We start from the raw sequence: 23,241 nt of genomic DNA, 5'->3' as shown, positions 1-23,241 counted from the left end.
TTACTCATGCGGCGGCGTACTGGTTTTCATGCTGTGCTCAGCTTGGGCGTCTGCCCCTTCGTTTATGGGGCTAACGGGCTCTGCCTGCTCAAAACGGCTGCCTGTGCTGTCTTTGGCTGAGAGCACTGGTGCTGCGTTCAATGGCCATTCTATGCCAATGGTCGGGTCATCCCAGCGGATGCATCGTTCATGCTCGGGGGCGTAATAATCGGTTGTTTTGTACAGTAGCTCTGCACTTTCACTGAGTACCAGGAAACCGTGGGCAAAGCCTTCGGGCACCCAGAGTTGTCGTTTATTGTCGGCACTTAAGGTTTCACCGGCCCAGTGGCCAAAGGTAGGCGAGCCGGGGCGAATATCCACCACGGCGTCAAACACCTCACCCTGCACAACGCGTATCAGCTTGCCTTGCGGCTGGCGTACCTGGTAGTGCAAGCCACGCAGTACATGGCGTGCTGAGCGGGAGTGGTTGTCTTGCACAAACCGGACCTTCAGCCCTGTCGCAGCTTCGAAGTCTCTGTGATTGAAGCTTTCGAAGAAGAAACCGCGTTCGTCACCGAACACCCGGGGTTCAATGATCTTCACGCCTGGCAAGGTGGTTTTTGTTACCTTCACAGATGCTGATCCACCAGGGTTTTTATGTACCGGCCATAGCCGGTTTTCGATACACCGAGGGTGACCGGATGTAAGCGGGTACCCGTGCCACCGGCGAGCACAATGCCTTTGCGCTTGGTCAACTTGGAGCTTCCTTTAGGGTCTTGCGGTGTTGCCTGATTGGTATCTGGAGTGCGTTGAACAACGCGTCAATCAGCGTTCAGACACGCTACCGCCACTGGATTGGTGACGTCAATTTCCAGAGAACGTGACTGCAGCCCAGAGAATTAGTGGTTAGGGGGCTTGGTCGCAAATTGTGATGCAGTTCATGTTAACACAGACACAGTGGCTGTGAAGTTCAGGGGGCGCACATGTGTCCGCTTTGGTTAAAGTGTGGCCAGTATTAGTCGGGTTTTGGATATCAGACGCCGCACTGGCGCGCAGATCGGCCAGAGCAAATTAAAAATGACGGTCGGTAAAAAAGGGGCTAAAGCACCAACAAGGATTTCAGATAACGTCCGTAGCCAGTTTTGGCGAAGGTTTTGGCTCTGGCCAGCAGGGCTTCGCTGTTTATCCAGCCGTTGTTCCAGGCAATTTCTTCCAGACAGGCGATTTTCAGGCCCTGGCGGTGCTCTATGGTCTGGATGTATTGGGCGGCTTCGATCAGGCTGTCGTGGGTGCCGGTATCCAGCCAGGCGAAGCCCCGGCCGAGTTGCTCTACCGTCAGTTGGTTTTGCTCCAGGTAGCGGTTGTTCAGGCTGGTGATTTCCAGTTCACCGCGTTTGGAGGGCTGGATGGTTTTGGCCAACTCGACGACTTGTTCGTCGTAAAAATAGAGCCCGGTAACCGCGTAGTGGGATTTTGGTGCCTTGGGTTTCTCTTCTATGCTGAGCACGCGGCCCTCGGGGTCGAGCTCCACAATGCCAAAACGCTCTGGGTCTTTCACCCAGTAGCCAAATAGGGTGCCGCCTTCTGGCTGGTCCATGGCTTTTTTTAGCTGGCTGGTGAAGCCCTGGCCGTGAAAGAGGTTGTCGCCCAATATCAGGGCATACCGGGTCGTGTTGAATAAAGTGCTCGGCGATAAGGAAGGCCTGAACAATGCCTTCTGGCCTGGGCTGGATGGCGTAGCTGAGGTTAATGCCGAACTGGCTGCCATCGCCCAGTAGGGCCTGAAAGCCGGGCTGGTCGTGCTCGGTGGTGATGATGAGAATGTCTTGTATGCCCGCGAGCATGAGTACCGAAAGCGGGTAATAGACCATGGGTTTGTCGTAAACCGGCAGCAGTTGTTTGGAAACGCCCAGTGTAACCGGATGCAGGCGGCTGCCCGTGCCACCGGCGAGTACGATGCCCTTGTGTTTCATGGTTAACGGTCCTTGAGGGTGTGTTGCAACAGGTCTTCCCAGTGGGGCATGGGCTTGCCCAGCACCTGCTCGATTTTGGCGAGGTTCAGGCGGGAGTTCAAGGGTCGTTTGGCCTGTGTTGGGTATTGGTTAGTGGGAATCGGGATAAGTTGGGGGGCTGGTGGTACCCGGTCGAACAGGGCCCGGGCGAAGCCAAACCAGGTGGTTTCGCCAGCCGGGGCCAAATGGTAGAGGCCAGCCGGGGCTTGTTTACCCAACAATTCCAATGTGGTTTTTGCGATGAAGGCTGCCGGCGTTGGGGCACCGTGCTGGTCGTTCACTATGCCCAGTTCGGTGCGCTCACGAGCCAGGCGCAGCATGGTGGTCAGGAAGTTGTGGCCGCGGGTGCTGTAGACCCAACTGGTTCGCAGAATAAGGTGTTGGCTGCAGCCTTGCTGCACTGCCCGGTCCCCTGCCAGTTTGGTTTTGCCGTACTGGTTCACGGGGTTGGCCGGGTCGGCTTCTTGCCAGGGCTCGGTGCCCTCCCCGCTGTAGACGTAATCGGTAGAATAGTGCACCAGCCATTGGTTGTTTTGCTGGCTGTATTGGGCGAGCCGCTCTGGCAGGTCGGTGTTCAGTTGCCTGGCGTTGGTGGGCTCGCTTTCGGCGTTATCGACGGCGGTGTAGGCGGCTGCATTGATGATGAGTGTGGGTTTGTTGGCTTCCAGGTAGGTGCTAACGGCGTTCAGGTTGGTTAGGTCCAGTTCTGCGCGGGTTGGTGTGAGCACTGGACGGCCGGGTTTCAGTTGGCGGGTTAGTTCGTGGCCTACCTGGCCGGTGGTACCCAATATCAGAATGCTCATTTTCCTGCCGCCAGCCTTTCACTCCGGTAACGGCCGCTGCGCACGCGCTGCCACCAGGTTGGGTTGTTCAGGTACCAGTGCACGGTTTTGCGCAAGCCGGTTTCGAAGGTCTCCTGCGGCGTCCAGCCCAGGTCTTTTTCGATTTTGCTGGCGTCGATGGCGTAGCGGTGGTCGTGGCCCGGGCGGTCGGTCACGAAGGTGATTAGGGTGGCGTGGGTTTGGGTCTGTGGCTTGTTTGCCCCCTCTCCCCAGCCCTCTCCCCCTGAAGGGGGAGAGGGAGCTATGTTGTTGCCCTTGGGTATGGTTTTGGGGGAGAGTTCGTCCAGTAGTTTGCAGAGGGTTTGGACTACCTCCAAGTTGGTTTTTTCGTTGTGGCCGCCGATGTTGTAGGTCTCACCCAGTTTGCCCTGCTGGGCCACGAGAATGAGGGCTCGGGCGTGGTCTTCCACATACAGCCAATCCCGTATTTGCTGGCCGTTGCCGTACACCGAGAGCGGCTTGCCGGCCAGGGCGTTTAGAATGGTCAGCGGGATGAGCTTTTCCGGGAAGTGGTAAGGGCCGTAGTTGTTGCTGCAGTTGGTGATGACCACCGGCAACCCGAAGGTGCGGCCCCAGGCTCGAACCAGATGGTCTGAACTGGCTTTGCTGGCGCTGTAGGGGCTGCTGGGGGCGTAGGGGGTGGTCTCAACGAACAGGTCGTCGGTGCCTTCCAGGTCGCCATACACTTCATCGGTGGAGATGTGGTGAAAGCGAAAGCCTTCTGCCTTGGCGGCATTGCTGGTTTTAAGCGCGGCCTGGTAGTGGCGGGCGGCTTCCAGCAGGGTGTAGGTGCCAACGATGTTGGTTTGGATGAAGTCGGCCGGGCCGTCGATGGAGCGGTCTACATGGCTCTCAGCGGCCAGGTGCATGATGATGTCTGGTTGGTATTGGTCGAGCAGCCGCTGCATGGCCGCTGCATCGCAGATGTCGGCTTGTTCGAAGGTGTAGTGTTCGTTGGGTTCAATGTTTGCTAGGGAGCCAAGGTTGCCCGCGTAGGTTAGTTTATCGGCGTTTACGACTCGGTGAGGCGTGTTTTGAATGAGCTCTCGTATTACGGCGGAACCGATGAAACCAGCGCCGCCGGTGACAAAAAAGGTTTTTTGGGGCATTGAAGATAGGTCCTTTGAATGGCTGTGCGGGTGCATGCCCTCACAGTCCACCGTGTTTCAGCCAGAATTCCGCAGGCGTGATAATGTTGTACCGATGGGCGAGACTGGTCAGATCTTTGTCTCCGGTAATCAGATACCGGGCTTGATGGTGCCGCTTGGCAGCGAAAAAAGTTCCGAGGATCGCTTTATCGAACGGGTCCCGAATATCCACAGCCTCAGTGTCATCGGGTTCTACTGTCTGTACCCAAAATCGTACTATATCAACAAGATCGTCAATGGCTTCTATGGACATGCCATGTCTGTGTTGCAATTTTGGCATGACCCGACGTAATTCATCCAGTATGTATTCCGAAAGCACAACGTCCAGGCCGCCGGATCGCCAGGCGGATATGATGGAGCCCGGTGTACTGCCTGGAAAGGCCAAACCAGATATCAGTACGTTGGTGTCAAGCACTACGGTGAGGCCGTTAGACATGATGCTCCCTCATTATTGAGACTTCCCTATGTCCGACAGGCACTTAGGATTCTGTCTTTTTTCTTACTTCCTGCACTGCTCGCTCAATCTCGGCGATGCCATCTTCTTCGGACACGTCCCGGAAACCTGTCTCCAACCGGTGGGCGAGTTCATTAAAGCGGTTTTCCATCTTGCGAATGCGCTCGAATAATCGTGCATCCACAAGGGCGGCAACCGGTTTTCCGCCTTTGTTGATAAGGATGCTGTCGTGGCGGTATTGAACCTGGTTAATCATCTCTCCCAGGTTCTGACGGAACTGTACGGCATTAATTTCTGAAATCATGGCAAGGCCCTCTCAAACCAATATGATCATTATGATCATACCAAACCCCGAACTCAAGCCTAATCACGCAACATTAGTTCGTCGGAACATTCCGGTTGCAGAAACAGGCTTTTGAAGTTCGGTGAGTTTCAACTGCCTCTTACAACAAACCAGGGGTTCAGTGTTTGGTTGGTGTTGGCGTAATTTAGAGGTTCACCTTCAGGCGTGGTGATTTTGCCGCCAGCGGCGTTGACCACGGCGTGGGCGGCGGCGGTGTCCCACAGGCAGGTGGGCCCCAGGCGTGGGTAGAGGTGGGCGGTGCCTTCGGCGATCAGGCAGATTTTCAGGGAGCTGCCCATGGGTACCAGTTCGTAGTCGCCGAGTTGTTCGAGCCATGCTTGCGTTTCCGGGCTGGCGTGGGAGCGGCTGCCGACTACGCGCCAAGGCTGGCCTTGCTGATGCTGGCTTACGGTGATGGCGCGGCGCGGTTGGTTCCTATCTGTTTTGAAAGCTCCCAGGCCTTCGCCGCCGAGGTAGGTGGCCTGCAATACTGGGGCGTATACCACGCCAAGAATGGGCTTCCCTTGCTCTATCAGCGCTATGTTGACGGTGAATTCGCCGTTGCGTTTGATGAATTCTTTGGTGCCGTCGAGCGGGTCGACCAGCCAGTAGCGGCCATGTTCGTCGGCGCCGGTGAAGTCTTCTACGGCTTCTTCGGTGAGGATGGGAATATCCCCGGGTAGTGCCTTAAGCCCTGCGACGATCAGGTCGTTGGCGGCTTTGTCGGCTTCGGTCAGCGGGGACTGGTCGGCTTTGGTTTCTACCGTGAAATCCCGCTGGTAAATGGCCATGATAGCGGCACCCGCGTCGAGGGCGATGCGCTCTATGTGGTCGAGCAAGGTGTTCAGTTCGGTTGGGGTCATGGTGTTGGCTCGCTTATTTGCCGGATACTCATTTCATTTGTTCTTACTCAAGCGTTCGGAGTTCGCAGCCAGTTGAGTGCCAGGTGCCGGGTATGCCTAGCCGGGGAAGTCCGCAACATGGATGTTGCGGTCTAGGCCCCATGGACGGGTTCACGCCGACCCCGGCTAGGCATACCCGGTGGCTGGCACGGACTCCTGGCAATATAGTAAAACTAAACTCCGAAACTTGTGGTACTTATTCCGCTGGAATAATACCCCGCGCCCTGAGCGTGTCGATCACCTGCTCGGCGGCGTCTTCGGCGCTCAGGCGGGTGGTGTCGAGCACCACTTCGGCGGCTTCGGGCCGCTCGTAGGTGGAGTCAATGCCGGTGAAGTTTTTCAGCTCGCCCCGGCGGGCTTTCTTGTACAGGCCTTTGGGGTCTCTGTCTTCGGCGACATCCAGCGGTGTGTTGACAAACACTTCAACGAACTCGCCTTCTTCCAGCATGCCCCGGGCCATGTCGCGTTCGGCGCGGAACGGGGAGATGAAGGCGGTGAGCACAATTAAGCCGGCATCGGCCATCAGTTTGGCCACTTCCGCCACCCGGCGGATGTTCTCGACCCGGTCGGCGTCGGTGAAGCCGAGGTCACGGTTGAGGCCGTGGCGCACGTTGTCGCCGTCGAGCAGGTAGGTGTGGTGGCCCAGGGCGTGCAGCCGGGTCTCCACCTGGTTGGCAATGGTCGATTTGCCCGCGCCCGAGAGCCCGGTGAACCACAGTACGGTCGGTTTCTGGCTTTTTTGCGCGGCCCGGGCGGCTTTGTTGACGTCCATGTGTTGCATGTGGATGTTCTGGCTGCGCCGCAGCGAGAAGTGGATCATGCCCGCGCCAACGGTGTTGTTGGTCATCCGGTCGATCAGGATAAACCCGCCGGTGTCCTGGTTTTCGGTGTAGGGGTCGAAGGCGATGGGCCGGTCCAGGCTGAGGTTGCAGACGCCGATGCCGTTCAGTTCCAGCTTTTTGGCGGCGGCGTGCTCCAGGGTGTTGACGTTCACCTGGTATTTGATGTCGGTAATGGTGGCCGTCACGGTACGTGCACCCAGCTTGAACAGGTAGGGGCGGCCCGGCAGCAGCGGCTCGTCGTGCATCCAGACGATGGTGGCCTCGAACTGCTCGGCGGTCTGGGCGGGCTGGTCGGTGCCGGAGATGATGTCGCCGCGCGAGATGTCGATTTCGTCTTCCAGTGTCAGGGTAACCGATTGGCCAGCCACGGCTTCTTCGAGGTCGCCGTCGTAGGTGTAAATGCGGGCCACCTTGCTGGTTTTGCCCGAAGGCTGCACGCGGATCTCATCGCCCGGGCGCACAACGCCGCTGGCCAGGGTGCCGGAAAACCCCCGAAAATCCAGATTGGGTCGGTTGACCCACTGCACCGGCAAACGCAAAGGGTTGCGCTGCAGGCGGTCGTCGTCCATTTCGACGGTTTCGAGATACCCCATCAGGGTGGTGCCGTGGTACCAGGGGGTGTTGTCGCTGTGGCTGGTGATGTTGTCGCCTTTCAGGGCCGACATCGGAATGAAGGTGATGTCTTCCAGGTTCAGTTGCTTGGCAAAAACACGGAAGTCATCCCGAATGGTGTTGAAGACGGATTCGGAATAGTCCATCAGGTCCATCTTGTTGATGGCGACGATCACCTTGCGAATGCCGATCAGCGACATTAAAAAGCTGTGCCGGCGGGTCTGGGTGAGGATGCCCTTGCGGGCGTCGACCATCAGAATGGCGGCGTCGGCGGTGGAGGCGCCGGTGACCATGTTGCGGGTGTACTGCTCGTGCCCCGGGGTGTCGGCGACGATGAATTTGCGCTTTTCGGTGGAGAAGAAGCGGTAGGCGACGTCGATGGTGATGCCCTGCTCGCGCTCGGCGGCCAGGCCATCGACCAGTAAGGCGAAATCGACGCCCTCGCCCTGGGTGCCGTACTTTTTGGAGTCGGCCTCCATGGCGGTGAGTTGGTCTTCAAACAGCATTTTGGAGTCGAACAGCAGGCGTCCAATCAGGGTGCTCTTGCCGTCGTCGACGCTGCCGCAGGTGATGAAGCGCAGCAGGCCCTTGTTCTCGTGCTGGGTGAGGTATTGTTCGATGTCGGTGGCGATCAGATCGGAGACGTGTGCCATTAGAAGTAGCCCTCCTGCTTTTTCTTTTCCATGGAGGCGGCGGAGTCGTGGTCGATGACGCGCCCCTGGCGTTCGGATGTGCGGGTCAGCAGCATTTCCTGAATGATGGCCGGCAGGGTATCGGCTTCGGATTCGACAGCGCCGGTCAGCGGGTAGCAACCGAGGGTCCGGAAACGCACTTTGCGCATCATCGGCACTTCGCCCTCACGCAGTGGCATGCGGTCGTCATCGACCATGATCAGGGTGCCGTCGCGCTCCACAACCGGGCGCGTGGCCGAGTAGTACAGTGGCACAATGGGGATGTTCTCGAGGTAGATGTATTGCCAGATGTCGAGCTCGGTCCAGTTGGAGATGGGGAACACGCGGATGCTTTCGCCCTTGTGTTTGCGGGCGTTGTAGAGTTTCCACAGCTCGGGGCGCTGGAGTTTTGGGTCCCACTGGTGCTGAGTGGTGCGGAAGGAGAAGATGCGTTCCTTGGCGCGGGATTTCTCTTCGTCGCGCCGGGCGCCGCCGAAAGCGACATCGAACTGGTATTTGTTGAGGGCTTGTTTCAGGGCCTCGGTTTTCATGATGTCGGTGTGCAGGGCGGAGCCGTGGGTAAAGGGGTTGATGTCTTTGGCGACGCCGTCGGGGTTAGTGTGTACCAGCAAGTCGACGCCCAGCTCTTTCGTCAGTTTGTCCCGAAATTCGTACATTTCACGAAACTTCCAGCGGGTGTCGACGTGCAACAGCGGGAACGGGGGCTTGGAGGGGGCAAAGGCTTTCATGGCCAGGTGCAGCATGACGGCGCTGTCTTTACCAATGGAGTACATCATGACGGGGTTTTCGGCCTCGGCCACCACCTCACGCATGATGTGAATGCTTTCGGCTTCCAGCCGCTTCAGGTGTGTTAACGACATACTGTTCCTCAACCTATGGTTTCCGTCTAATACTCAAATCTGAGGGGTAAGTTGGCTGGGTGGTTTGACCCGTGCTGGCTGCCGCAGGTGCGCATCAAGGGTCGGCGTAAACCCATCCGTGGGGCCTGGACTGCAGCATCCATGCTGCAGACCCCCCTTGATGCGCACCTCCGGCACCCGCACTAGCCAGCGGTAATACCTGAGATCTGAGTGTCTTTAAATTGCTAATTCATTGTTCCGGCCGCCATTCGATCAGCCGAATGGTGGCGCTGTTGGCGTCTAGCCAGGTGTTCAGGGTGGCTGCGCGGCGCAAGTCGAGGCCAGCCAGGCACAGGGCGACGTTGCCGTAGTGCTGCTGCAGGGTTGTACCTACGTCTATCAGCCATTGTTCTGTTGGCCACTGGTCGGTTAGTTGCCCTAACTGTTTGCGCTGGGGTGTTTGCAGGCCCAGGTGATAAACGCCAGGCCAGCCGGGCACGGTTTTGCATACGCCCAGTAGCAAAATGGCCTGGTGGTGTTCGGCCCAGTCCGCCAGGGGCTGGTATTGGTAGCGATACCACTGTGCCGCCGGGTTGCGCACGCCCCGGGGGCGTTTTACGGCAAGCTCGGGTAATGCCAGGCCCCAGGCTTCCAGCAAGCGCGCTATTGCCCGTTCGGACAGGCTTTCCTCAAACTGGGTCTTGGCTTCATGGGCCAGTGTTTCGCGGCTCCAGAAGTGTGCCCTTGCCGGTGATAACAACCCGCTCTTTAGTGTTTGCTGTTGCGATAGGGACAACCCGGCACCTTCGCCTTTGCTTCTGCCTCGTTTGTGTAGGTTGATGGCCTGCCAGCCACCTGCCTCGAACGCCTTGAACGCTTTAATGACTGTAGGGGCCGAGAGGCCCGTGGCTTCTTTTACCTGTGCCAGTGTTTTGCCGGCCAGCCGAAGCTCTACGGCCTGCTTCCGCTGCTTATTCATGTTGTCTGGCGATAAATGTTTAACAGTCACTAATTTATATAACTCGTTGTTTTATATGGTTTTTTAACAATAACACTGCAGATAATTTTTTGATAATTCGACAGTTTATTAAACCTTCCGTTAGAATGCCATGACTTTATCTTTTTTACAGCAGGGTATCTCATGGCGTGGGTTGTATTATTAGCGGTAGCCGGGTTGCTGGGTGCGCTTGCCAGCGGGCGTGTGCCGCCCGCGCTGGCGTTTGTGACGCTGGCTTGCAGCTTCCTGCTGTTGGGTGTTATCGAGCTACCCATGCTGCTGAACAGCTACACAAATCCGGCACTTGCGACGCTTATATTGCTGTTGCTGGTGTCACTCACGCTTGAACGTTCGCCCTTGCTGGACCTGGTGTCGCAGCACCTCATCAATGGCCGCGAGAAACCGGCGTTACTCAAACTGATGGGCACCAGTGCCCTGCTTTCGGCGTTTTTGAACAATACGGCGGTTGTGGCTTCGTTTTTGAGCACGCTGTCCCGCCAGGATCGCATTCCCGCCTCAAGGTTGCTGATTCCGCTATCCTATGCGTCTATTTTGGGTGGCATTACCACGCTGGTGGGCACCTCGACCAATCTGGTGGTGAGTTCCTTTGCCGTTGATGCCGGTTTGCCGGAACTGAGTATGTTTCAGTTCAGCCTGGTGGGCATTCCGGTGGCGCTGATCTGTATGGGGGTGCTGTTGTTCAGCTCGTCGCTGTTGCCGAGGCACGACAGTGAGGCGGCCGGGGCCCGGTTGTCATCTTACTTCTTGTCGGCCGAGGTGGCAGCTGACTCGCCGCTGGTGGGCAAGAGCATCGAGGATAATAAGCTGCGCCACCTCGATGGGTTGTTCCTGCTGGAGTTCGAACGCGACGGACGGCTGCAAACGCCAGTCAGCCCGGACGATGTGGTACAGGCGGGTGATTTGCTGGTGTTCACCGGTGAGGTCGACAAGGTGCAGACGCTGCAGCGCTTTCCCGGCCTGCGACTAATGGGCGAGAACGCCGACGATTTGCTGTCGAGTAATCTGGTGGAAGCGGTTATCGCCAACGGCTCGGCGCTCGCGGGCCAGACCCTGCAGACGATGGATTTCCGGACCATGTTTGACGCCGGTGTGGTTGGCATTCGGCGCGGTGAAAAACGGCTGGAAGGCCAGTTGGGGCGCATTCCCCTGAAAGTGGGCGACAGTTTGCTGCTGGCCGTTGGTGGCAGTTTCAGCCAGCATCGCAACCTGGACCGGAACTTTCATCTGCTGAGTGACAGCCTGCAGCGGCCAAGGCTGAGTATGCAGCACAGCCTGTTGACTCTGGGCGGCTTTCTGCTCGCTCTGGCGACGGCCAGCATCGGGTGGTTATCTCTGTTTGAGGCGTTGCTGTGTTTGCTGGGGGTGTTTCTGGTAACGGGGCTGTTAAGCGCCCAGGACATGCGGCGACGCTTTCCCTTTCAGTTGCTGCTGGTCATCGGCTCGGCATTGGCCATTGCCAAAGGCATGGAGGCCTCGGGGGCCGCCGAACTGATCGCCCGGGCGATGCAGGCTGTGTTTAACGATTACGGCGTTTATGCGGCTTTTGTCGGGGTGTTTTTAATGACGCTGGTATTAACGGAAACAGTGACCAATAATGCCGCCGCGGCACTGGCATTTCCAATCGGGCTGTCGACCGCCCAGGCGTTCAATGCCGACCCGATGCCGTTTATTATGGCCGTGGCCTATGGCGCGAGCGCCTGTTTCTTGATTCCGTTCGGCTACCAGACGCACCTGATGGTGTACTCACCCGGCCGGTATCGACTGGTGGATTACCTGAAAGCCGGCCTGCCGGTGAGTGTGGCCTATTCGGTCGCGGTGCTGGTGATTACACCGCTGGTGTTCCCGTTTTAAGTAGGAGCACTCACTGAGCCAGTTTAGTCTTTATGCTCCCGGATGATGCTCAGTATGAGCCGGGCAATCGCGAACACCAGTATAGCGCCCAATAGCCAGGTGATGATCCAGTAAGTACGCTCGGGGTAACGTGCTTCTTCAGCCAGCTGCGGCGAACTGACCACCACCAGGTTGCGCAGCTTGCGGCTGGCTTCTGCACGGGCCTGCTCGAAGGCGCTTAATGCAGTTGTGTAGGCGTTGGTGGCAAATTCCAGGTTCAACAGCAGGTTGTTGTATTCTGCATTCAGTTCGTTGAGGTTATTTTCACCCTGCCCTACCAGGCGGCTTTTCTGGCGTTCTATTTCCTGGCGCAAGGCGGCAATGCGTGAACGGGTTGACACGATTTGCGGCGCATCTTCATTCAGGTAGCTCTGGAACTGGCTGAGCTGGGTTTCCTCCTGTACCAGTTCGCTTTCCAGGGTGTTGATGACAGAGCTTAACGCCTGGCTCTGCCCTTCCGGGCTGAACGTTCGGTTCGCATTCTGAAAATTCAGTATGGCTTGTTTTTCAACCCGAAGTGTTTCCTGGGCACGGTCGACTTCCTGGCGCATGAAGGCAACCTGCTGGTCGGCCAACGCCTGGTTAATTTCATTCACAAAGGCTTCGCTGAACTGCAGTAACCAGCGGTTGAGCGCCAGTGCGAATTCGGGATCGAAGGCCTGGGCTTCTATTTCCAGCAAGCCGGTGGTGCCATCTTGGGCAATGGATACATGGTTGCGGTAATATTCCAGAAACTCTTCACGGGTGGCGTCTTCCGGGAGGCGGGAGTACCAGTCGATTTCCGGGTTGCTGTAGTGGCTGCGGATGTCCAGCTCTTCCTGCAGCCTGGCCAGTAAGTCCGGGGAGTGGACGTAGGCGAGCAACAATCGTTCGTCTTCCCCGGCAGAGGCTGACCCCAGGCCCAGCGCTTCGCCCAGCCCACTGACACTGGGGCCCTGAGCGTTCTGTTTTACCATAACGGCTGCTTCAGCGGCGTAACGGTCTGTCATGTAGTAACCGATATAGACCGCGACCACCAGAACCGGGAGCATTATTACCCAGACCAGATGTTGTTGAAGGCGTTTAATCATGTCTCTTTTGCTTCCAGTTGTTTCAATATAGCGGCTTTTTTCGGCGCACCGGTTACTTCGTAATAGTAGTTGACCCCCTCTATCACTGAATCGAAGGATCTCAGCTCGCCCTGGTGCAACACAATGGCCCGGTGGCAATCGTGAATCAGTTCGTTCAGGTTGTGGCTAACGATGATGAAATTGGCATTGCCTTCTTTGTTCGCAAATAGGGTTTCTGTTTTCTTGCGGAACAAGGCGTCGCCAACAGAGCCTAACTCGTCGAAAAGGTAGCAGTCGAAGTCGAATGCGACGGATATTGCAAGCTTGATTTTGGACTTCATGCCCGAGCTGTAGGTCTTTACCGGCATGTCGAAATATTTTTCAAGCTCGGCAAATTCTTCAATTTGGACGACGCGTTCCTGCATTTCTTCATAGCTATCGCCGAAAATGCGGCACACGAACTTGGCGTTGTCGCGACCGGACATCGAGCCCTGCAGGCCACCTGCCAGGCCCATTGGCCAGGAAATATCCATATCGATGGAGATTTTACCGGAGTTTGGTGAATCTATACCGCCCAGCAGGCGTAATAGAGTCGACTTGCCGGATCCATTGATGCCCAGAATTGCAACGTTTACACCGCTTGGAATCTCCAAGTTGACGTCTCGCAATACATACTTGCGTCCGTGGGGCGTCTGGTAGAATTTGGTGACGTTTTCAAGCCGGATCATGAGGCGATCAACTTATGGCGTTTGGCCTGGTAAACAATGTGACCAGCTGCCAGGGTGACCAACGCAGAACCCGCTAAAAACATAAGGCTGGTTTTTTCCGCGGGGTACTGCGGGTACAGAGAAAACCGCATTTGCTCGATAGCGTGAAGCAAGGGGTTCCACAGCAAATATGGCTGAAGGTTTTCTGGCACAACAGCCAATGGAAACATAACGCCGGAGATGAATAGCATAGGTCGCGAAACCATTGGAATGACCTTGGCAAACTCAGGCTGCAGGGCTCCGAAAACAGCTATTATTAGCCCCAAACCGTAACTAAAACCAACCAATAATATAAACACCAGCATGGCGCGAAGCGGGTCGTATATCGCTACGCCCAGGTTAAAGAACCAATCAGCCAACCAGACCAGAATAGCCGCCACAAATACCACAATGATTGTTTCTAGTATGGCGCGGGCAAAAACAGTGTCGTACGGCTTTACTTGCCGATAACCGAACAGACCATCGTTTGAACTGATTGCCCCTGCAGCCCGCATGGCCAACGATTGCCAAAAGTTATACAACAAAAACCCGATACCGATGAAGACTGGAACTGGAATATTAAACCAGGGCTCACGACCGCGCAGATAGGTCATCACCAGCGCCAGGATTATTATCATCATCATCGGCTCTAGCACAGCCCACACGTACCCCAGCCGCCAGCGACCAAAGCGTGTTTTAAGTTCTCGCACCAGCAAGGCGAAAATCACCGAGCGGAATACCTGAAAAGGCGAGCGGTGCTTTAATGCCATGGTGAAATACTCCGCCCCATCAAAGCGCCAGCACTACGCCAGCGGCAATGGCTGACTGGTACAGAATTTGAACAATGTCTTTGGTGAACTGCAGGGTTTTGAAGTCGACCTCTGGCAGCACCATGATTTCATCACCCGGGGCAATGTCGACATTGGTGGTGGAGCGGAACAGCCCACCCAAACGAGCCAGTTCAATGCTGCCATCGGGTGAACGTACCACAATGCGGGATTTGTCGGCCTTGCGGCTCAGGCCACCGGCCTGGTTGATGTAATCTTTCAGGCCTGAGCTGTCGTTGTGTAACAGTGCCGTGGGCAGCATGACTTCACCATAAAGGGTGACCAACTGGCTCAATGACGGTACACGTATCCGGTCTTCATCCTGCAGAATGATGCTGTTCATATCCGGCGCATTGGCCAGCACTACCTGGCCCTGAGGTTCGATGTCCCGTGCACGGTCGATAAACTGCAACACCATTTCAGCTTCCTGGGTGCGCAGGCTGGCTTCTTCGTTGGTAGCGCTGGGTGCGGTGAGTACGCTCATTTGCAGGTTTTCGAGCGAGGCATTCAGCATTTGTTTCTGGCGTTCGGCCACTTCTTTGCGAAACAGTTGCACGGCTTCCAGGTTGGACTGTGGGCCGGGCTCGATCTGTTGCAGCAAATCTCCCAGGGAGGAGCCGTAAGGCATTACGTACTGGTCCCGGCCGCGGTGCTCGCCTTCCAGTTGCACAATAATGGTCGCAAGAGACTTATCGGCCTCCAGAGTTACCACATCTCCAGGGTTGAGCTGGGTATTGTCTGCGACACTGAGCGGTATATATTCGGATAACTGTTCTACCCGGCTGTTGCGCTGAATCAGCACATGGGTTGCACTGGGCATGGGTCGGGCGAGCCTCAACGCATCAGACAGCGCAATGCGCTGGCGGGTGAATTCAATCTGGCGCGGGTTTTCAACCAGGCCACCAAATTCAACCACGTGCTGGCGCGGGCCGACGATAAGGGTATCCCCCTCCTGCAACTGGCGCTGGGGGATCTGGCCGAACAGCAGAAAGTCGTACAAGTTAACGTTTTCCAGAATGGCACCCTGGCGTACCAGGCGAACATCGAGGTAACTGCCGCGTTGCGGGTCTATACCACCGGCTCTGTCGAGGTAGCTCAACATAGAGTCGGACGATAGGCCACTGTAAAGCCCGGGGGACTCCACATAGCCAGTCACAAAAATATTGACGGGCTGGGATTCATCGAGGTTGGCATACACCCGCACATTTTCACGATATACGCTTTTGACGGCACGTTCGACAACGGGCATCAGCTCGCTGTTGGCGACGCCCCGCACCTGCACCGGGCCCACCTGCGGGATGAAAATATTGCCTTGGGGGTCTACAGTTAAACTACCCTGAAACTCTACGGCACCCCAAAGTTGCAGCAAGACGGTGTCGCCGGTGGTTAGACGATAGTTGGGGTTGAACCCGGCAAAGCGGTCACGCACGAAGGCGCCGGTGAAGAGATTCTGGCCAAAAACAGGGGTGGTTTGCCCGGCACTTTCGCTGGAACGGAGCCTGGTCGTCGCAGTTGGTTGACTGTCATTTTCCGTTTGGGGGCTCTCAGGTATTACCTCGGCATAGGCGTTTACGAGCAACGAAAGCGCCAAGGTTACCAGGCTACACAACGTGACAGTAGCCATCAGGTGGCGGGAATACTGAAAACAAGAAGAGAAACGCTTGACCATGAATGAAAAAGCCTTGAATAGGAACCAGCCAGGCATTGTGCGCTGGCCAAAACGCTGATGACAATAATGGGCAATTGGGATACCAGTTCTGTACCGGCCCGTCGATAAACCGCGAAGGTACCACAGTTCGCGGCTTTCAGGCTAGTTGGCAACTTTGAGCAATGCTCGGTCGATTCGCGAAAACTCTAGTGCTAATATGTGACACTTGTAACAGGATTTCCGTTTCTCAAAGGAGTTACATCCACTTCATGCCATCCGATGTTCGCCACTACTTGCTGCTGCAAGGCCCTCATGGGCCGTTCTACACCCAGTTGACGCACGCCTTGCAGCAACGTGGCCACTCGGTTGTACGTGTTATTTTCAATTCAGGTGACTGGGCCAGTTCCTCCGCTATGGACAGCATCGGATACCGGGGCGGTGAAGCTGGCTTTGGGCGTTGGGTCGAAGCGCTGATCAGGCGGAAAGGCTTTACAGATTTGCTGGTGTATGGGGATTGCCGATCTTACCACCAGCAGGCACTCATTGCCGCTCGCCATCTTAAATGCCGTACCTGGGTCATGGAAGAAGGCTACATTCGCCCCTTCTGGGTTACCGTCGAGCCTTTTGGTGTGAATGGCAACTCATTGTTACCGCAGCGTTTCAAACAGTGGCTGGCTACCTATCCGACCGATTCAATTAACCTGAAAGCACCTGAGAGCCCCAGACCCGTTGGCCGGGGAATGCGTGGCCTGGTTTTCTGGTGCCATGTTTACTACATGATGAGAACAATTGGCCACGTAACCTACCCTCGCTATCGCAGTCACCGGCCCGTACCTTACCTGATAGAGGCAGCTGCCTGGCTCAAAAAACTGGCAAAACTGGTTTCAGGCCGAACCAAGCGTGCCGATGCCGTGGCTGATGCGCTTTTAACTAGCAAAAAGCCGTTTTTTCTGGTGCCCATGCAACTGGATGCCGATGCACAGGTTCGCCACCATTCGCCCTTCAACTCCATGTGTGAGTTTCTGGATGGTGTCATGGCATCTTTTGCAGACAATGCGCCCGGCGATGCCACACTGGTGATCAAATCTCACCCGCTGGACAGCGAAGTGCGCAATTATGAGTGCTACGCCAAGCGCATGAGTGCGAGGCTGGGACTTTCCGAGCGGATGATTTTTTTACATGGGGGCGCGATTCCCGATCTGGTGAAACGGGCCAAAGGAGTCATTACTGTAAATAGCACGGTGGGCTTGCAGTCGGTGCACCATGGGTGCCCTACCAAGGTTATGGGCCGTTCCATATACAGCCATTCAGGCATGACAGACCCCGCCAGGCTCGATGATTTCTGGACAGCCCCGACAGCGCCCGACCTTGGTATGTACCGTTTGTTTCGCTATTTTGTACTAACAGATTGCCAGTTAAACGGTAATTTTTACTCGATACGGGGTCGCGCAATGCTGGTTGAGACGGTGGCGAAACGGCTCGAAGCTGAACAGGATATTGAACGGGCTGGTGAAAGTGTTCCGCCGGTAACGCCTATTTACAGTGCGTTGAAGGCCGGAGCCAAGTCTGGAAAAGCTGCCCGTACGAGGACAAGCGGGAACCGCACAGCCACCAGCGGCCGGTAATCAAACAAGCCGCGACACTGAACCGACATACCCCTCAGGATTCCCGGTAAGGCTCAATGGTGGCGTCGTCTATTGTGATGGCCTGTTCTTTGTTGATCAGGTTCAGCAGTAGAACCACCCTGTCATTGGTACGCCTTTCCTTGAAAATGGCTTTCAGGTCTTTGAAACACCCTTCGGTGATCAGAACCCGGTCTCCTGCTTTGAAATCTTCCGGCTCTGCGGTGTCCAATACCTGGCATTGCCTCATCACAGCGGTAACCAGGCTCGGTGAGACCTGGTACGGGCTGCCATCAAAACCTACAATGCGGGTAACACCGCGGGTGTACTTTACCTTCGACAAGCTCTGATAAGGCTTTATCCGAACGAATAAATAGTAAGGAAAGAGGCTCTCCGTCACCCAACGCCGTTCGGTGCCGATTTTTCGAAGCTGGGTGCATGTTGGGTGGAAGCAATGAAACCCCTGCTGGACTAACTGCTCAGTGGCCTTAAACCCCTCACGGGGCTTGCATTGGACCAAATACCAAACAGGTTTTGTACTCTCATTAAATGCCGGGTTTGATGCCATTTCGGCTAAGTTGGGGGTGCTATCATTGTAGTTAAGCGCTCGCTCCATCTTTCCCATCACTTTCTACCTTTCGCTTCTACCTACATATTTGACCAACCTGACCATTTTGGAGGTTGCCGACTCCAGGCACCATTCAGGTTACGAGCCTGCTTTCCCTGAACATTAGCTCAGTTTGGGCTTACCAGCCATAAGCAAAGTGTTTTATGGCTGACCTGCCTATTGAAATTACGTAATTTTTGTACCAGGCGCGGCACCCTGATGGGATTCCAGAATCCACAAATCATCGCCACCGCCAGCGGCCAGCACCATGCCCTCGCTCATTCCAAAGCGCATCTTCCTTGGCTTCAGATTATAGACAAGTACCACATTTTTCCCGACCAGTTGCTCCGGCTGGTAATGGCTCTTGATGCCTGAAAACACCTGGCGGAGGTTGCCGTCACCCACGTCGAGTTGCAGTTTGAGCAGTTTGTCGGCGCCTTCAACGTGGTCGGCTTCGATGACCCGCGCAACGCGAAGGTCAAGCTTGGCGAAATCGCTGAATTCGATCTCACCGCCCTGCTCTGCTTTGGCTTCGGGCTTGGCTTTTTCGGCTTTCGCCGGTTTCACCTGGCTCTGGCTTTGCTCTGTGCTAGACGCTGCCGGTGTGCCGGTTTTGGCATCGGCCTCGACGTCTTCTTTGCCAGCTTCGATCAGCGCGTCTATCTGAGTCATCTCGATGCGCGTCAGCAGTGGTTTGAACTTGTTGATGGCGTGGCCGGTGAGCACGGTGTCGCGGTCGGTAAAGCTCAGGCTGTTAACGTTTAGGAAGGCTTGAACCTTGCTGTTCATATCGGGCAATACCGGGCCCAAATACAGGGTGATCAGCCGGAAGAGGTGAATGCCCATGGAGCAAACCTCGTGCACTTCCTGTTCGCGGCCTGCTTCTTTGGCCATGCTCCAGGGCGCTTTGGCCTGAATGTATTCATTGGCGCGGTCGGCCAGGTTCATGATTTCGCGCATGGCTTTGCTAAATTCGCGGCGCTCGTAGGCCTGGGCGATGCTGGTGCCCGCTTGCTGGAAATCGGCGAGCATTTGCGGCTCGGCGATGGATTCCGACAAACTACCACCCGCTTTCTTGATGAAACCCGCACAGCGGCTGGCGATGTTGACCACCTTGCCGACCAGGTCTGAATTCACCCGCTGGGCGAAGTCGGTCAGGCTGAGGTCGATGTCTTCTACGCCGGAGCCCAGCTTGGCGGCGTAGTAATAGCGCAGGTATTCCGGGTTCAGGTGCTCCAGGTAGGTTTTCGCCATGATGAAGGTGCCGCGGGATTTGGACATCTTCTCGCCGTTGACGGTGATGTAGCCGTGGGCGAATACACCGCTGGGCTTGCGGTAGCCGGAGTTTTCCAGCATGGCGGGCCAGAACAGGGCGTGGAAGTTGATAATGTCTTTGCCGATGAAGTGGTACAGCTCGGCGCTGGAGCTGGCGTTCCAGTAATAGTCGAACTCCAGATCATCGCGACGGTCGCACAGGTTCTTGAAGCTGGCCATGTAGCCGATGGGGGCATCGAGCCAGACATAGAAGAACTTGCCGGGGGCACCAGGGATCTCGAAACCAAAATAGGGGGCATCGCGGCTGACGTCCCATTCCTGCAATTCGGCGTCGAGCCATTCGGCCAGCTTGTTGGCGACGCTGTCTTGCAGGGTGCCGGAGCGGGTCCATTCTTTGAGCATGGCCTGGCATTCGGGCAGCTTGAAGAAGAAGTGTTCGGATTCGCGCACTTCGGGCGTGGCGCCGGTGTAGGCGGATTTGGGGTTGATCAGTTCGTTCGGCTCGTAAGTGGCGCTGCACACTTCGCAGGCGTCGCCGTATTGGTCTTCGGCACCGCATTTCGGGCAGGTGCCTTTTACGAAGCGGTCAGCCAGGAAGATTTCTTTAACCGGGTCGTACAGCTGGCTGATGGTGCGCACGTTAATCATGTCGTTTTCTTTCAGGCGCGCGTAGATCAGCTCGGCGTAGTAGCGGTTTTCGTCGGAATGGGTGCTGTAGTAGTTGTGGTGGTCAATCAAAAAACCGCCAAAGTCCCGAACGTGGTCGGCCTGGACGGCTTTGATCAGGTCTTCCGGGGTTTTGCCCTCTTTCTCGGCCCGCAACATGACCGCTGTTCCATGAGTGTCGTCCGCACAGACGTAGGTGCACATGTTGCCCATGCTGTTCTGAAACCGGACCCAGATGTCGGTTTGGATGTGTTCCAGCATGTGGCCCAGGTGAATCGGGCCGTTGGCGTATGGCAGGGCACTGGTGACCAGTATCTTGCGGCGGTCAGTCATGGATTTACGATTCCTTGGTTGTAGTGAGCGGTGCCTGTTAGTCACGCTTCAAAGTTCGGCCGGTTAGGTGGCTTTGGCCCGCGGCGGTCACCGGGGTTGCCCCTGTGGGGTCGGCGTAAATCCGTCCATGGAGCCTAGGCCGCAGCATCCCTGCTGCGGACTCCCCCACAGGGGCAACCCCGGCAACCACCGCTTAACTTCCTGGCGAACTCCGAAACTTAAGCTTCCAGAGTCGGATTGTTTCGGGTAAACAGGCTGAGCCGGGCATTCTACCTGATGGTATGGCGATGAGAAACGGGCGGTTGCGAGTTTCGAGCCGTGAGCATTGGCATGGTCGTGATTGTAGGGTGAATGCTATCATTGCGGGACTGGTGCTATTCATCTATTCAAACAAGGAGTCCCAAGGATGATTATTCCCGTTTTACTTGCAGGAGGCGTTGGTTCCCGGCTGTGGCCGGTATCCCGGGAGTTGTTCCCGAAGCAGTGTATTGCTCTGGCAGACCCGGAGCTGAGCCTGGCCCAGCAAACCCTGAAGCGCGTGCAGGCAGCTGGCATTGGTGCCGAGCCAATTGTGGTGTGTAACGATGAACACCGCTTTCTGATCGCCCAGCAAATGGCGGATTTGGGTACCAAGGCCGAACTGATTCTGGAGCCTGAAGGCCGCAATACTGCGCCAGCCATTGCTCTGGCAGCGTTTCAGGCGCTGGAACGGGACCCGGAAGCCACGCTGGTGGTGTTGCCGGCAGACCATGTGATGAAAAATATCGGGGCCTTTCGGGATGTGGTGCAGGAAGCCATTATTCAGTCGAAAAGCGAGTTTCTGGTCACCTTTGGCATTAAGCCGACCTATCCGGAAACCGGCTACGGGTACATCGAGGCCGCTGAGACCGATTCCACCAGTGCCGTTGTTGCCTTCCGCGAAAAACCGGATGCCGAGACCGCCGCTCGTTATCTGGCCGCCGGGAATTACTTCTGGAACAGCGGTATGTTCGTGTTCAAAGCCCGGGTGTACCTGGAAGAGTTGAAGCAATTCCAGCCCGCCATTTATGACGCCACCCAGGCGGCCATGGCCAACAAGTATGCGGACCTGGATTTTATTCGGGTGGATGCCGAGGCCTTTGCCAAAAGCCCGTCAGATTCGATCGACTACGCTATTATGGAGCGCACGGAACGTGCGGTGGTTGTGCCTTACAGTGGGGACTGGAGCGATATTGGTGCCTGGTCTGCGTTGTATGACCTGAGCGAGAAAGACAATCAGGACAACGTACTCCAGGGCGATGTGCTCACCGAAGACGCCAGCGGTAACCTGATTCGCGCCGAAAGCCGCCTGGTGGCGGCCATTGGCGTGCAAAACATGGCGATCATCGAGACTGATGATGCGGTGGTGGTGGTACCGCGCGAGCGGGCTCAGGATGTGAAGTTCATCGTGAACCAACTGAAGGCCGCCGGGCGCACCGAGCACCATGTTCATGCCCGGGTGCATCGGCCCTGGGGGTCGTACAAGACGATTAACCTGGGCAACCGCCACCAGGTGAAACGCATCACGGTTAAATCCGGTGAAAAGCTCTCGGTACAGATGCACCACCACCGGGCCGAGCACTGGGTGGTGGTCAGTGGTACGGCCAATGTGACCATTGGCGAGGTGAGCCAGATCCTGAGCGAGAATGAGTCGGTTTATATTCCCATCGGTACGGTTCACGCTCTGGAAAACCCCGGGAAGATTCCGCTGGAACTGATAGAGGTGCAGACCGGTAGTTATTTGGGTGAAGACGATATTGTGCGGTTTACCGACCGGTATGGGCGGCAGTAGCGGCTGTTTGATTGCGGCTCGTGTGTTCATGTGCACAATGATGTTCATCCCCCGACAAACGTAGAGACCGATGAGACTGACCAGCCAGCAAATACAGACGATCAAAACCCTGGTATCCGAGGTGTTCGGGGCCGAGGTGCGTGTTCATTTGTTCGGCTCCCGACTCGATGACTCAAAAAAAGGAGGTGATATCGACTTGTTGATTCAATCTGACCAGGTGATTGATCATAAATTACGCAAAACTGCGAGCCTGGCCGCACGGCTTCAGTTGAGTCTGGACGAGCAGAAATTCGACGTTGTCGTCAAAGATGCTCAAACAGCCGACACGCCTTTTTATCAAGAGGTATCTCGAACGGCGGCCCTGCTATGAACCTGCCCTCCCGCAACTACCAAAAGCTTATAACGTCGTTCGAAATCGCCGAAAAGGAAGCCCGACACCTTCGCTACAGCTGGAACCAGCTGTTCAAGCAGCGCAATGTCGACCTGAACTGGGTGGAGCGCTTGGATGAGGAGCCCGATGAGGCAGTCGTGCTTGAAGCGTTTGTGTCACGGTTTTCACGCTTGCAAGACCACATTGCCGGTCGGCTGATTCCGACCTGGCTTGAAAGTCTGGCTGAACAGCCTTCGAGTCAGATTGAAAACCTGAATAAAGCCGAAAAACTGGGTGTCGTCGATTCTGCCCAGGACTGGTTAACCGCGGGTCAAATACGCAATTATCTGGTCCATGAATATCTGCAAGACCCAAAAAGCATGCTGGAAGCACTTCAACTGACCCGGGAAGCGAGCCTTTCTTTTTTTGCAGTGTATAACGCGTTGCGGGAATACACAGCCAAGGCACTACCCGACCTCGCACCGAGCTTGCCAGCCAACCTATAAAGAGGCCTCGTTTTCGCTCAGAGAAGCCTCGCTGGTCTTTTAATTCCACCGCCCTGCCCCCACCCTGCAGTCATAGCCACAGTAAGGACCCAGCATGTCGACTGAACGCATTTTCCAGGCGCTGAAAACATTGAAAGACCCTCACACCGACCGGCCTTTCGCCGATACGGCCGACATTGATATTACCGAGGGCACGCCCGTCAACGTTT

At 56.2% G+C, this 23,241-nt stretch carries 20 protein-coding genes and 2 pseudogenes; 5 read left to right on the top strand and 17 right to left on the bottom strand.

The features are described 5' to 3' along the window. The 11 genes and pseudogenes from rfbC to WEB54_RS01090 form a co-directional block, all read right to left on the bottom strand. The gene (gene rfbC, locus WEB54_RS01140; RefSeq protein WP_368052821.1) at positions 1-612 is read right to left on the bottom strand and encodes a dTDP-4-dehydrorhamnose 3,5-epimerase; all 612 of its coding nucleotides are present in this window, start codon (positions 610-612) and stop codon (positions 1-3) included. 24 nt (positions 613-636) lie between these two features. Beyond that, positions 637-734: pseudogene (locus WEB54_RS01135) on the bottom strand (sugar phosphate nucleotidyltransferase); the annotation flags it as partial. Between the two features lie 344 nt (positions 735-1,078). Further along, a pseudogene (gene rfbA, locus WEB54_RS01130) lies at positions 1,079-1,952 on the bottom strand (glucose-1-phosphate thymidylyltransferase RfbA). A gap of 2 nt (positions 1,953-1,954) precedes the next feature. Next, positions 1,955-2,794 carry a dTDP-4-dehydrorhamnose reductase gene (gene rfbD / locus WEB54_RS01125; RefSeq protein ID WP_368052810.1) on the bottom strand — a complete coding sequence of 280 codons (840 nt, stop codon included), beginning with the start codon at positions 2,792-2,794 and terminating at the stop codon, positions 1,955-1,957. After that, entirely contained in the window at positions 2,791-3,942 is a 1,152-nt protein-coding gene (rfbB, locus tag WEB54_RS01120) for a dTDP-glucose 4,6-dehydratase (protein WP_368052809.1), read from the bottom strand. The genes rfbD and rfbB overlap by 4 nt, the downstream gene beginning before the upstream one ends. A 40-nt stretch (positions 3,943-3,982) precedes the next feature. After that, a complete protein-coding gene (locus tag WEB54_RS01115; RefSeq protein WP_368052808.1) occupies positions 3,983-4,417 on the bottom strand; it encodes a putative toxin-antitoxin system toxin component, PIN family in 435 nt (144 codons plus the stop codon). Positions 4,418-4,460: 43 nt separating this feature from the next. Then, positions 4,461-4,739, bottom strand: a complete 279-nt coding sequence (locus WEB54_RS01110; RefSeq protein ID WP_368052807.1) for a type II toxin-antitoxin system Phd/YefM family antitoxin — start codon at positions 4,737-4,739, stop codon at positions 4,461-4,463. A 128-nt stretch (positions 4,740-4,867) separates the two neighbouring features. Next, on the bottom strand, positions 4,868-5,641 hold the full coding sequence (gene cysQ / locus WEB54_RS01105; RefSeq protein ID WP_368052806.1) for a 3'(2'),5'-bisphosphate nucleotidase CysQ: 774 nt from the start codon (positions 5,639-5,641) through the stop codon (positions 4,868-4,870). 235 nt (positions 5,642-5,876) lie between these two features. Then, positions 5,877-7,787: a sulfate adenylyltransferase subunit CysN gene (gene cysN, locus WEB54_RS01100; RefSeq protein ID WP_368052805.1), complete on the bottom strand. Its 1,911-nt coding sequence runs from the start codon at positions 7,785-7,787 to the stop codon at positions 5,877-5,879. Further along, positions 7,787-8,686: a sulfate adenylyltransferase subunit CysD gene (gene cysD, locus WEB54_RS01095; RefSeq protein WP_368052804.1), complete on the bottom strand. Its 900-nt coding sequence runs from the start codon at positions 8,684-8,686 to the stop codon at positions 7,787-7,789. The genes cysN and cysD overlap by 1 nt, the downstream gene beginning before the upstream one ends. A 229-nt stretch (positions 8,687-8,915) precedes the next feature. Continuing rightward, entirely contained in the window at positions 8,916-9,644 is a 729-nt protein-coding gene (locus WEB54_RS01090) for a hypothetical protein (protein ID WP_368052803.1), read from the bottom strand. A gap of 162 nt (positions 9,645-9,806) precedes the next feature. Here WEB54_RS01090 and WEB54_RS01085 point away from each other — a divergent pair, with 162 nt between their 5' ends. Then, positions 9,807-11,534, top strand: coding sequence for an SLC13 family permease (locus tag WEB54_RS01085; protein WP_368052802.1), 1,728 nt, complete (start codon positions 9,807-9,809; stop codon positions 11,532-11,534). A gap of 23 nt (positions 11,535-11,557) precedes the next feature. Here WEB54_RS01085 and WEB54_RS01080 read toward each other — a convergent pair whose 3' ends face one another. The 4 genes from WEB54_RS01080 to WEB54_RS01065 are packed head-to-tail and all read right to left on the bottom strand — an operon-like array spanning position 11,558 to position 15,624. Then, entirely contained in the window at positions 11,558-12,643 is a 1,086-nt protein-coding gene (locus WEB54_RS01080; RefSeq protein ID WP_368052801.1) for a hypothetical protein, read from the bottom strand. Next, positions 12,640-13,350, bottom strand: a complete 711-nt coding sequence (locus WEB54_RS01075) for an ABC transporter ATP-binding protein (RefSeq protein ID WP_368052800.1) — start codon at positions 13,348-13,350, stop codon at positions 12,640-12,642. Before WEB54_RS01075 ends, WEB54_RS01080 begins: the two co-directional genes overlap by 4 nt. After that, on the bottom strand, positions 13,347-14,138 hold the full coding sequence (locus WEB54_RS01070) for an ABC transporter permease (protein ID WP_368052799.1): 792 nt from the start codon (positions 14,136-14,138) through the stop codon (positions 13,347-13,349). Before WEB54_RS01070 ends, WEB54_RS01075 begins: the two co-directional genes overlap by 4 nt. Positions 14,139-14,157: 19 nt before the next feature. Further along, complete coding sequence (locus tag WEB54_RS01065; RefSeq protein WP_368052798.1) at positions 14,158-15,624, bottom strand: polysaccharide biosynthesis/export family protein; 1,467 nt, start codon at positions 15,622-15,624, stop codon at positions 14,158-14,160. A gap of 488 nt (positions 15,625-16,112) precedes the next feature. On the opposite strand from WEB54_RS01065, the gene WEB54_RS01060 reads away from it, so the two are divergent. Beyond that, complete coding sequence (locus WEB54_RS01060; protein WP_368052797.1) at positions 16,113-17,468, top strand: capsule biosynthesis protein; 1,356 nt, start codon at positions 16,113-16,115, stop codon at positions 17,466-17,468. 34 nt (positions 17,469-17,502) lie between these two features. Here WEB54_RS01060 and WEB54_RS01055 read toward each other — a convergent pair whose 3' ends face one another. After that, the gene (locus tag WEB54_RS01055) at positions 17,503-18,033 is read right to left on the bottom strand and encodes a transcription termination/antitermination NusG family protein (protein WP_368052820.1); all 531 of its coding nucleotides are present in this window, start codon (positions 18,031-18,033) and stop codon (positions 17,503-17,505) included. Between the two features lie 225 nt (positions 18,034-18,258). Beyond that, positions 18,259-20,346: a methionine--tRNA ligase gene (metG, locus tag WEB54_RS01050; RefSeq protein ID WP_368052796.1), complete on the bottom strand. Its 2,088-nt coding sequence runs from the start codon at positions 20,344-20,346 to the stop codon at positions 18,259-18,261. Between the two features lie 406 nt (positions 20,347-20,752). Between metG and WEB54_RS01045 the strand changes: the two genes are divergently transcribed. From WEB54_RS01045 to WEB54_RS01035, 3 genes are all read left to right on the top strand, one after another. Continuing rightward, a complete protein-coding gene (locus WEB54_RS01045; protein ID WP_368052795.1) occupies positions 20,753-22,156 on the top strand; it encodes a mannose-1-phosphate guanylyltransferase/mannose-6-phosphate isomerase in 1,404 nt (467 codons plus the stop codon). 70 nt (positions 22,157-22,226) lie between these two features. After that, positions 22,227-22,526, top strand: a complete 300-nt coding sequence (locus WEB54_RS01040; RefSeq protein WP_368052794.1) for a nucleotidyltransferase domain-containing protein — start codon at positions 22,227-22,229, stop codon at positions 22,524-22,526. Continuing rightward, positions 22,523-23,032: a hypothetical protein gene (locus WEB54_RS01035; RefSeq protein ID WP_368052793.1), complete on the top strand. Its 510-nt coding sequence runs from the start codon at positions 22,523-22,525 to the stop codon at positions 23,030-23,032. Before WEB54_RS01040 ends, WEB54_RS01035 begins: the two co-directional genes overlap by 4 nt. The last annotated feature ends 209 nt before the right edge of the window (positions 23,033-23,241 follow it).

The sequence above is a fragment of the Saccharospirillum sp. genome, assembly GCF_040881935.1.
GTDB lineage: Bacteria > Pseudomonadota > Gammaproteobacteria > Pseudomonadales > Natronospirillaceae > Saccharospirillum.
This window is presented reverse-complemented; position numbering and strand designations above follow the sequence as displayed.

Excerpts from the sequence above, each read along its gene's own strand:
- rfbD (WP_368052810.1), bottom strand. The coding sequence starts at position 2,794 with ATGAGCATTCTGATATTGGGTACCACCGGCCAGGTAGGCCACGAACTA.
- rfbB (WP_368052809.1), bottom strand. The coding sequence starts at position 3,942 with ATGCCCCAAAAAACCTTTTTTGTCACCGGCGGCGCTGGTTTCATCGGT.
- WEB54_RS01115 (WP_368052808.1), bottom strand. The coding sequence starts at position 4,417 with ATGTCTAACGGCCTCACCGTAGTGCTTGACACCAACGTACTGATATCT.
- WEB54_RS01110 (WP_368052807.1), bottom strand. The coding sequence starts at position 4,739 with ATGATTTCAGAAATTAATGCCGTACAGTTCCGTCAGAACCTGGGAGAG.
- cysQ (WP_368052806.1), bottom strand. The coding sequence starts at position 5,641 with ATGACCCCAACCGAACTGAACACCTTGCTCGACCACATAGAGCGCATC.
- cysN (WP_368052805.1), bottom strand. The coding sequence starts at position 7,787 with ATGGCACACGTCTCCGATCTGATCGCCACCGACATCGAACAATACCTC.
- cysD (WP_368052804.1), bottom strand. The coding sequence starts at position 8,686 with ATGTCGTTAACACACCTGAAGCGGCTGGAAGCCGAAAGCATTCACATC.
- WEB54_RS01090 (WP_368052803.1), bottom strand. The coding sequence starts at position 9,644 with ATGAATAAGCAGCGGAAGCAGGCCGTAGAGCTTCGGCTGGCCGGCAAA.
- WEB54_RS01085 (WP_368052802.1), top strand. The coding sequence starts at position 9,807 with ATGGCGTGGGTTGTATTATTAGCGGTAGCCGGGTTGCTGGGTGCGCTT.
- WEB54_RS01080 (WP_368052801.1), bottom strand. The coding sequence starts at position 12,643 with ATGATTAAACGCCTTCAACAACATCTGGTCTGGGTAATAATGCTCCCG.
- WEB54_RS01075 (WP_368052800.1), bottom strand. The coding sequence starts at position 13,350 with ATGATCCGGCTTGAAAACGTCACCAAATTCTACCAGACGCCCCACGGA.
- WEB54_RS01070 (WP_368052799.1), bottom strand. The coding sequence starts at position 14,138 with ATGGCATTAAAGCACCGCTCGCCTTTTCAGGTATTCCGCTCGGTGATT.
- WEB54_RS01060 (WP_368052797.1), top strand. The coding sequence starts at position 16,113 with ATGCCATCCGATGTTCGCCACTACTTGCTGCTGCAAGGCCCTCATGGG.
- WEB54_RS01055 (WP_368052820.1), bottom strand. The coding sequence starts at position 18,033 with ATGGCATCAAACCCGGCATTTAATGAGAGTACAAAACCTGTTTGGTAT.
- metG (WP_368052796.1), bottom strand. The coding sequence starts at position 20,346 with ATGACTGACCGCCGCAAGATACTGGTCACCAGTGCCCTGCCATACGCC.
- WEB54_RS01045 (WP_368052795.1), top strand. The coding sequence starts at position 20,753 with ATGATTATTCCCGTTTTACTTGCAGGAGGCGTTGGTTCCCGGCTGTGG.
- WEB54_RS01040 (WP_368052794.1), top strand. The coding sequence starts at position 22,227 with ATGAGACTGACCAGCCAGCAAATACAGACGATCAAAACCCTGGTATCC.
- WEB54_RS01035 (WP_368052793.1), top strand. The coding sequence starts at position 22,523 with ATGAACCTGCCCTCCCGCAACTACCAAAAGCTTATAACGTCGTTCGAA.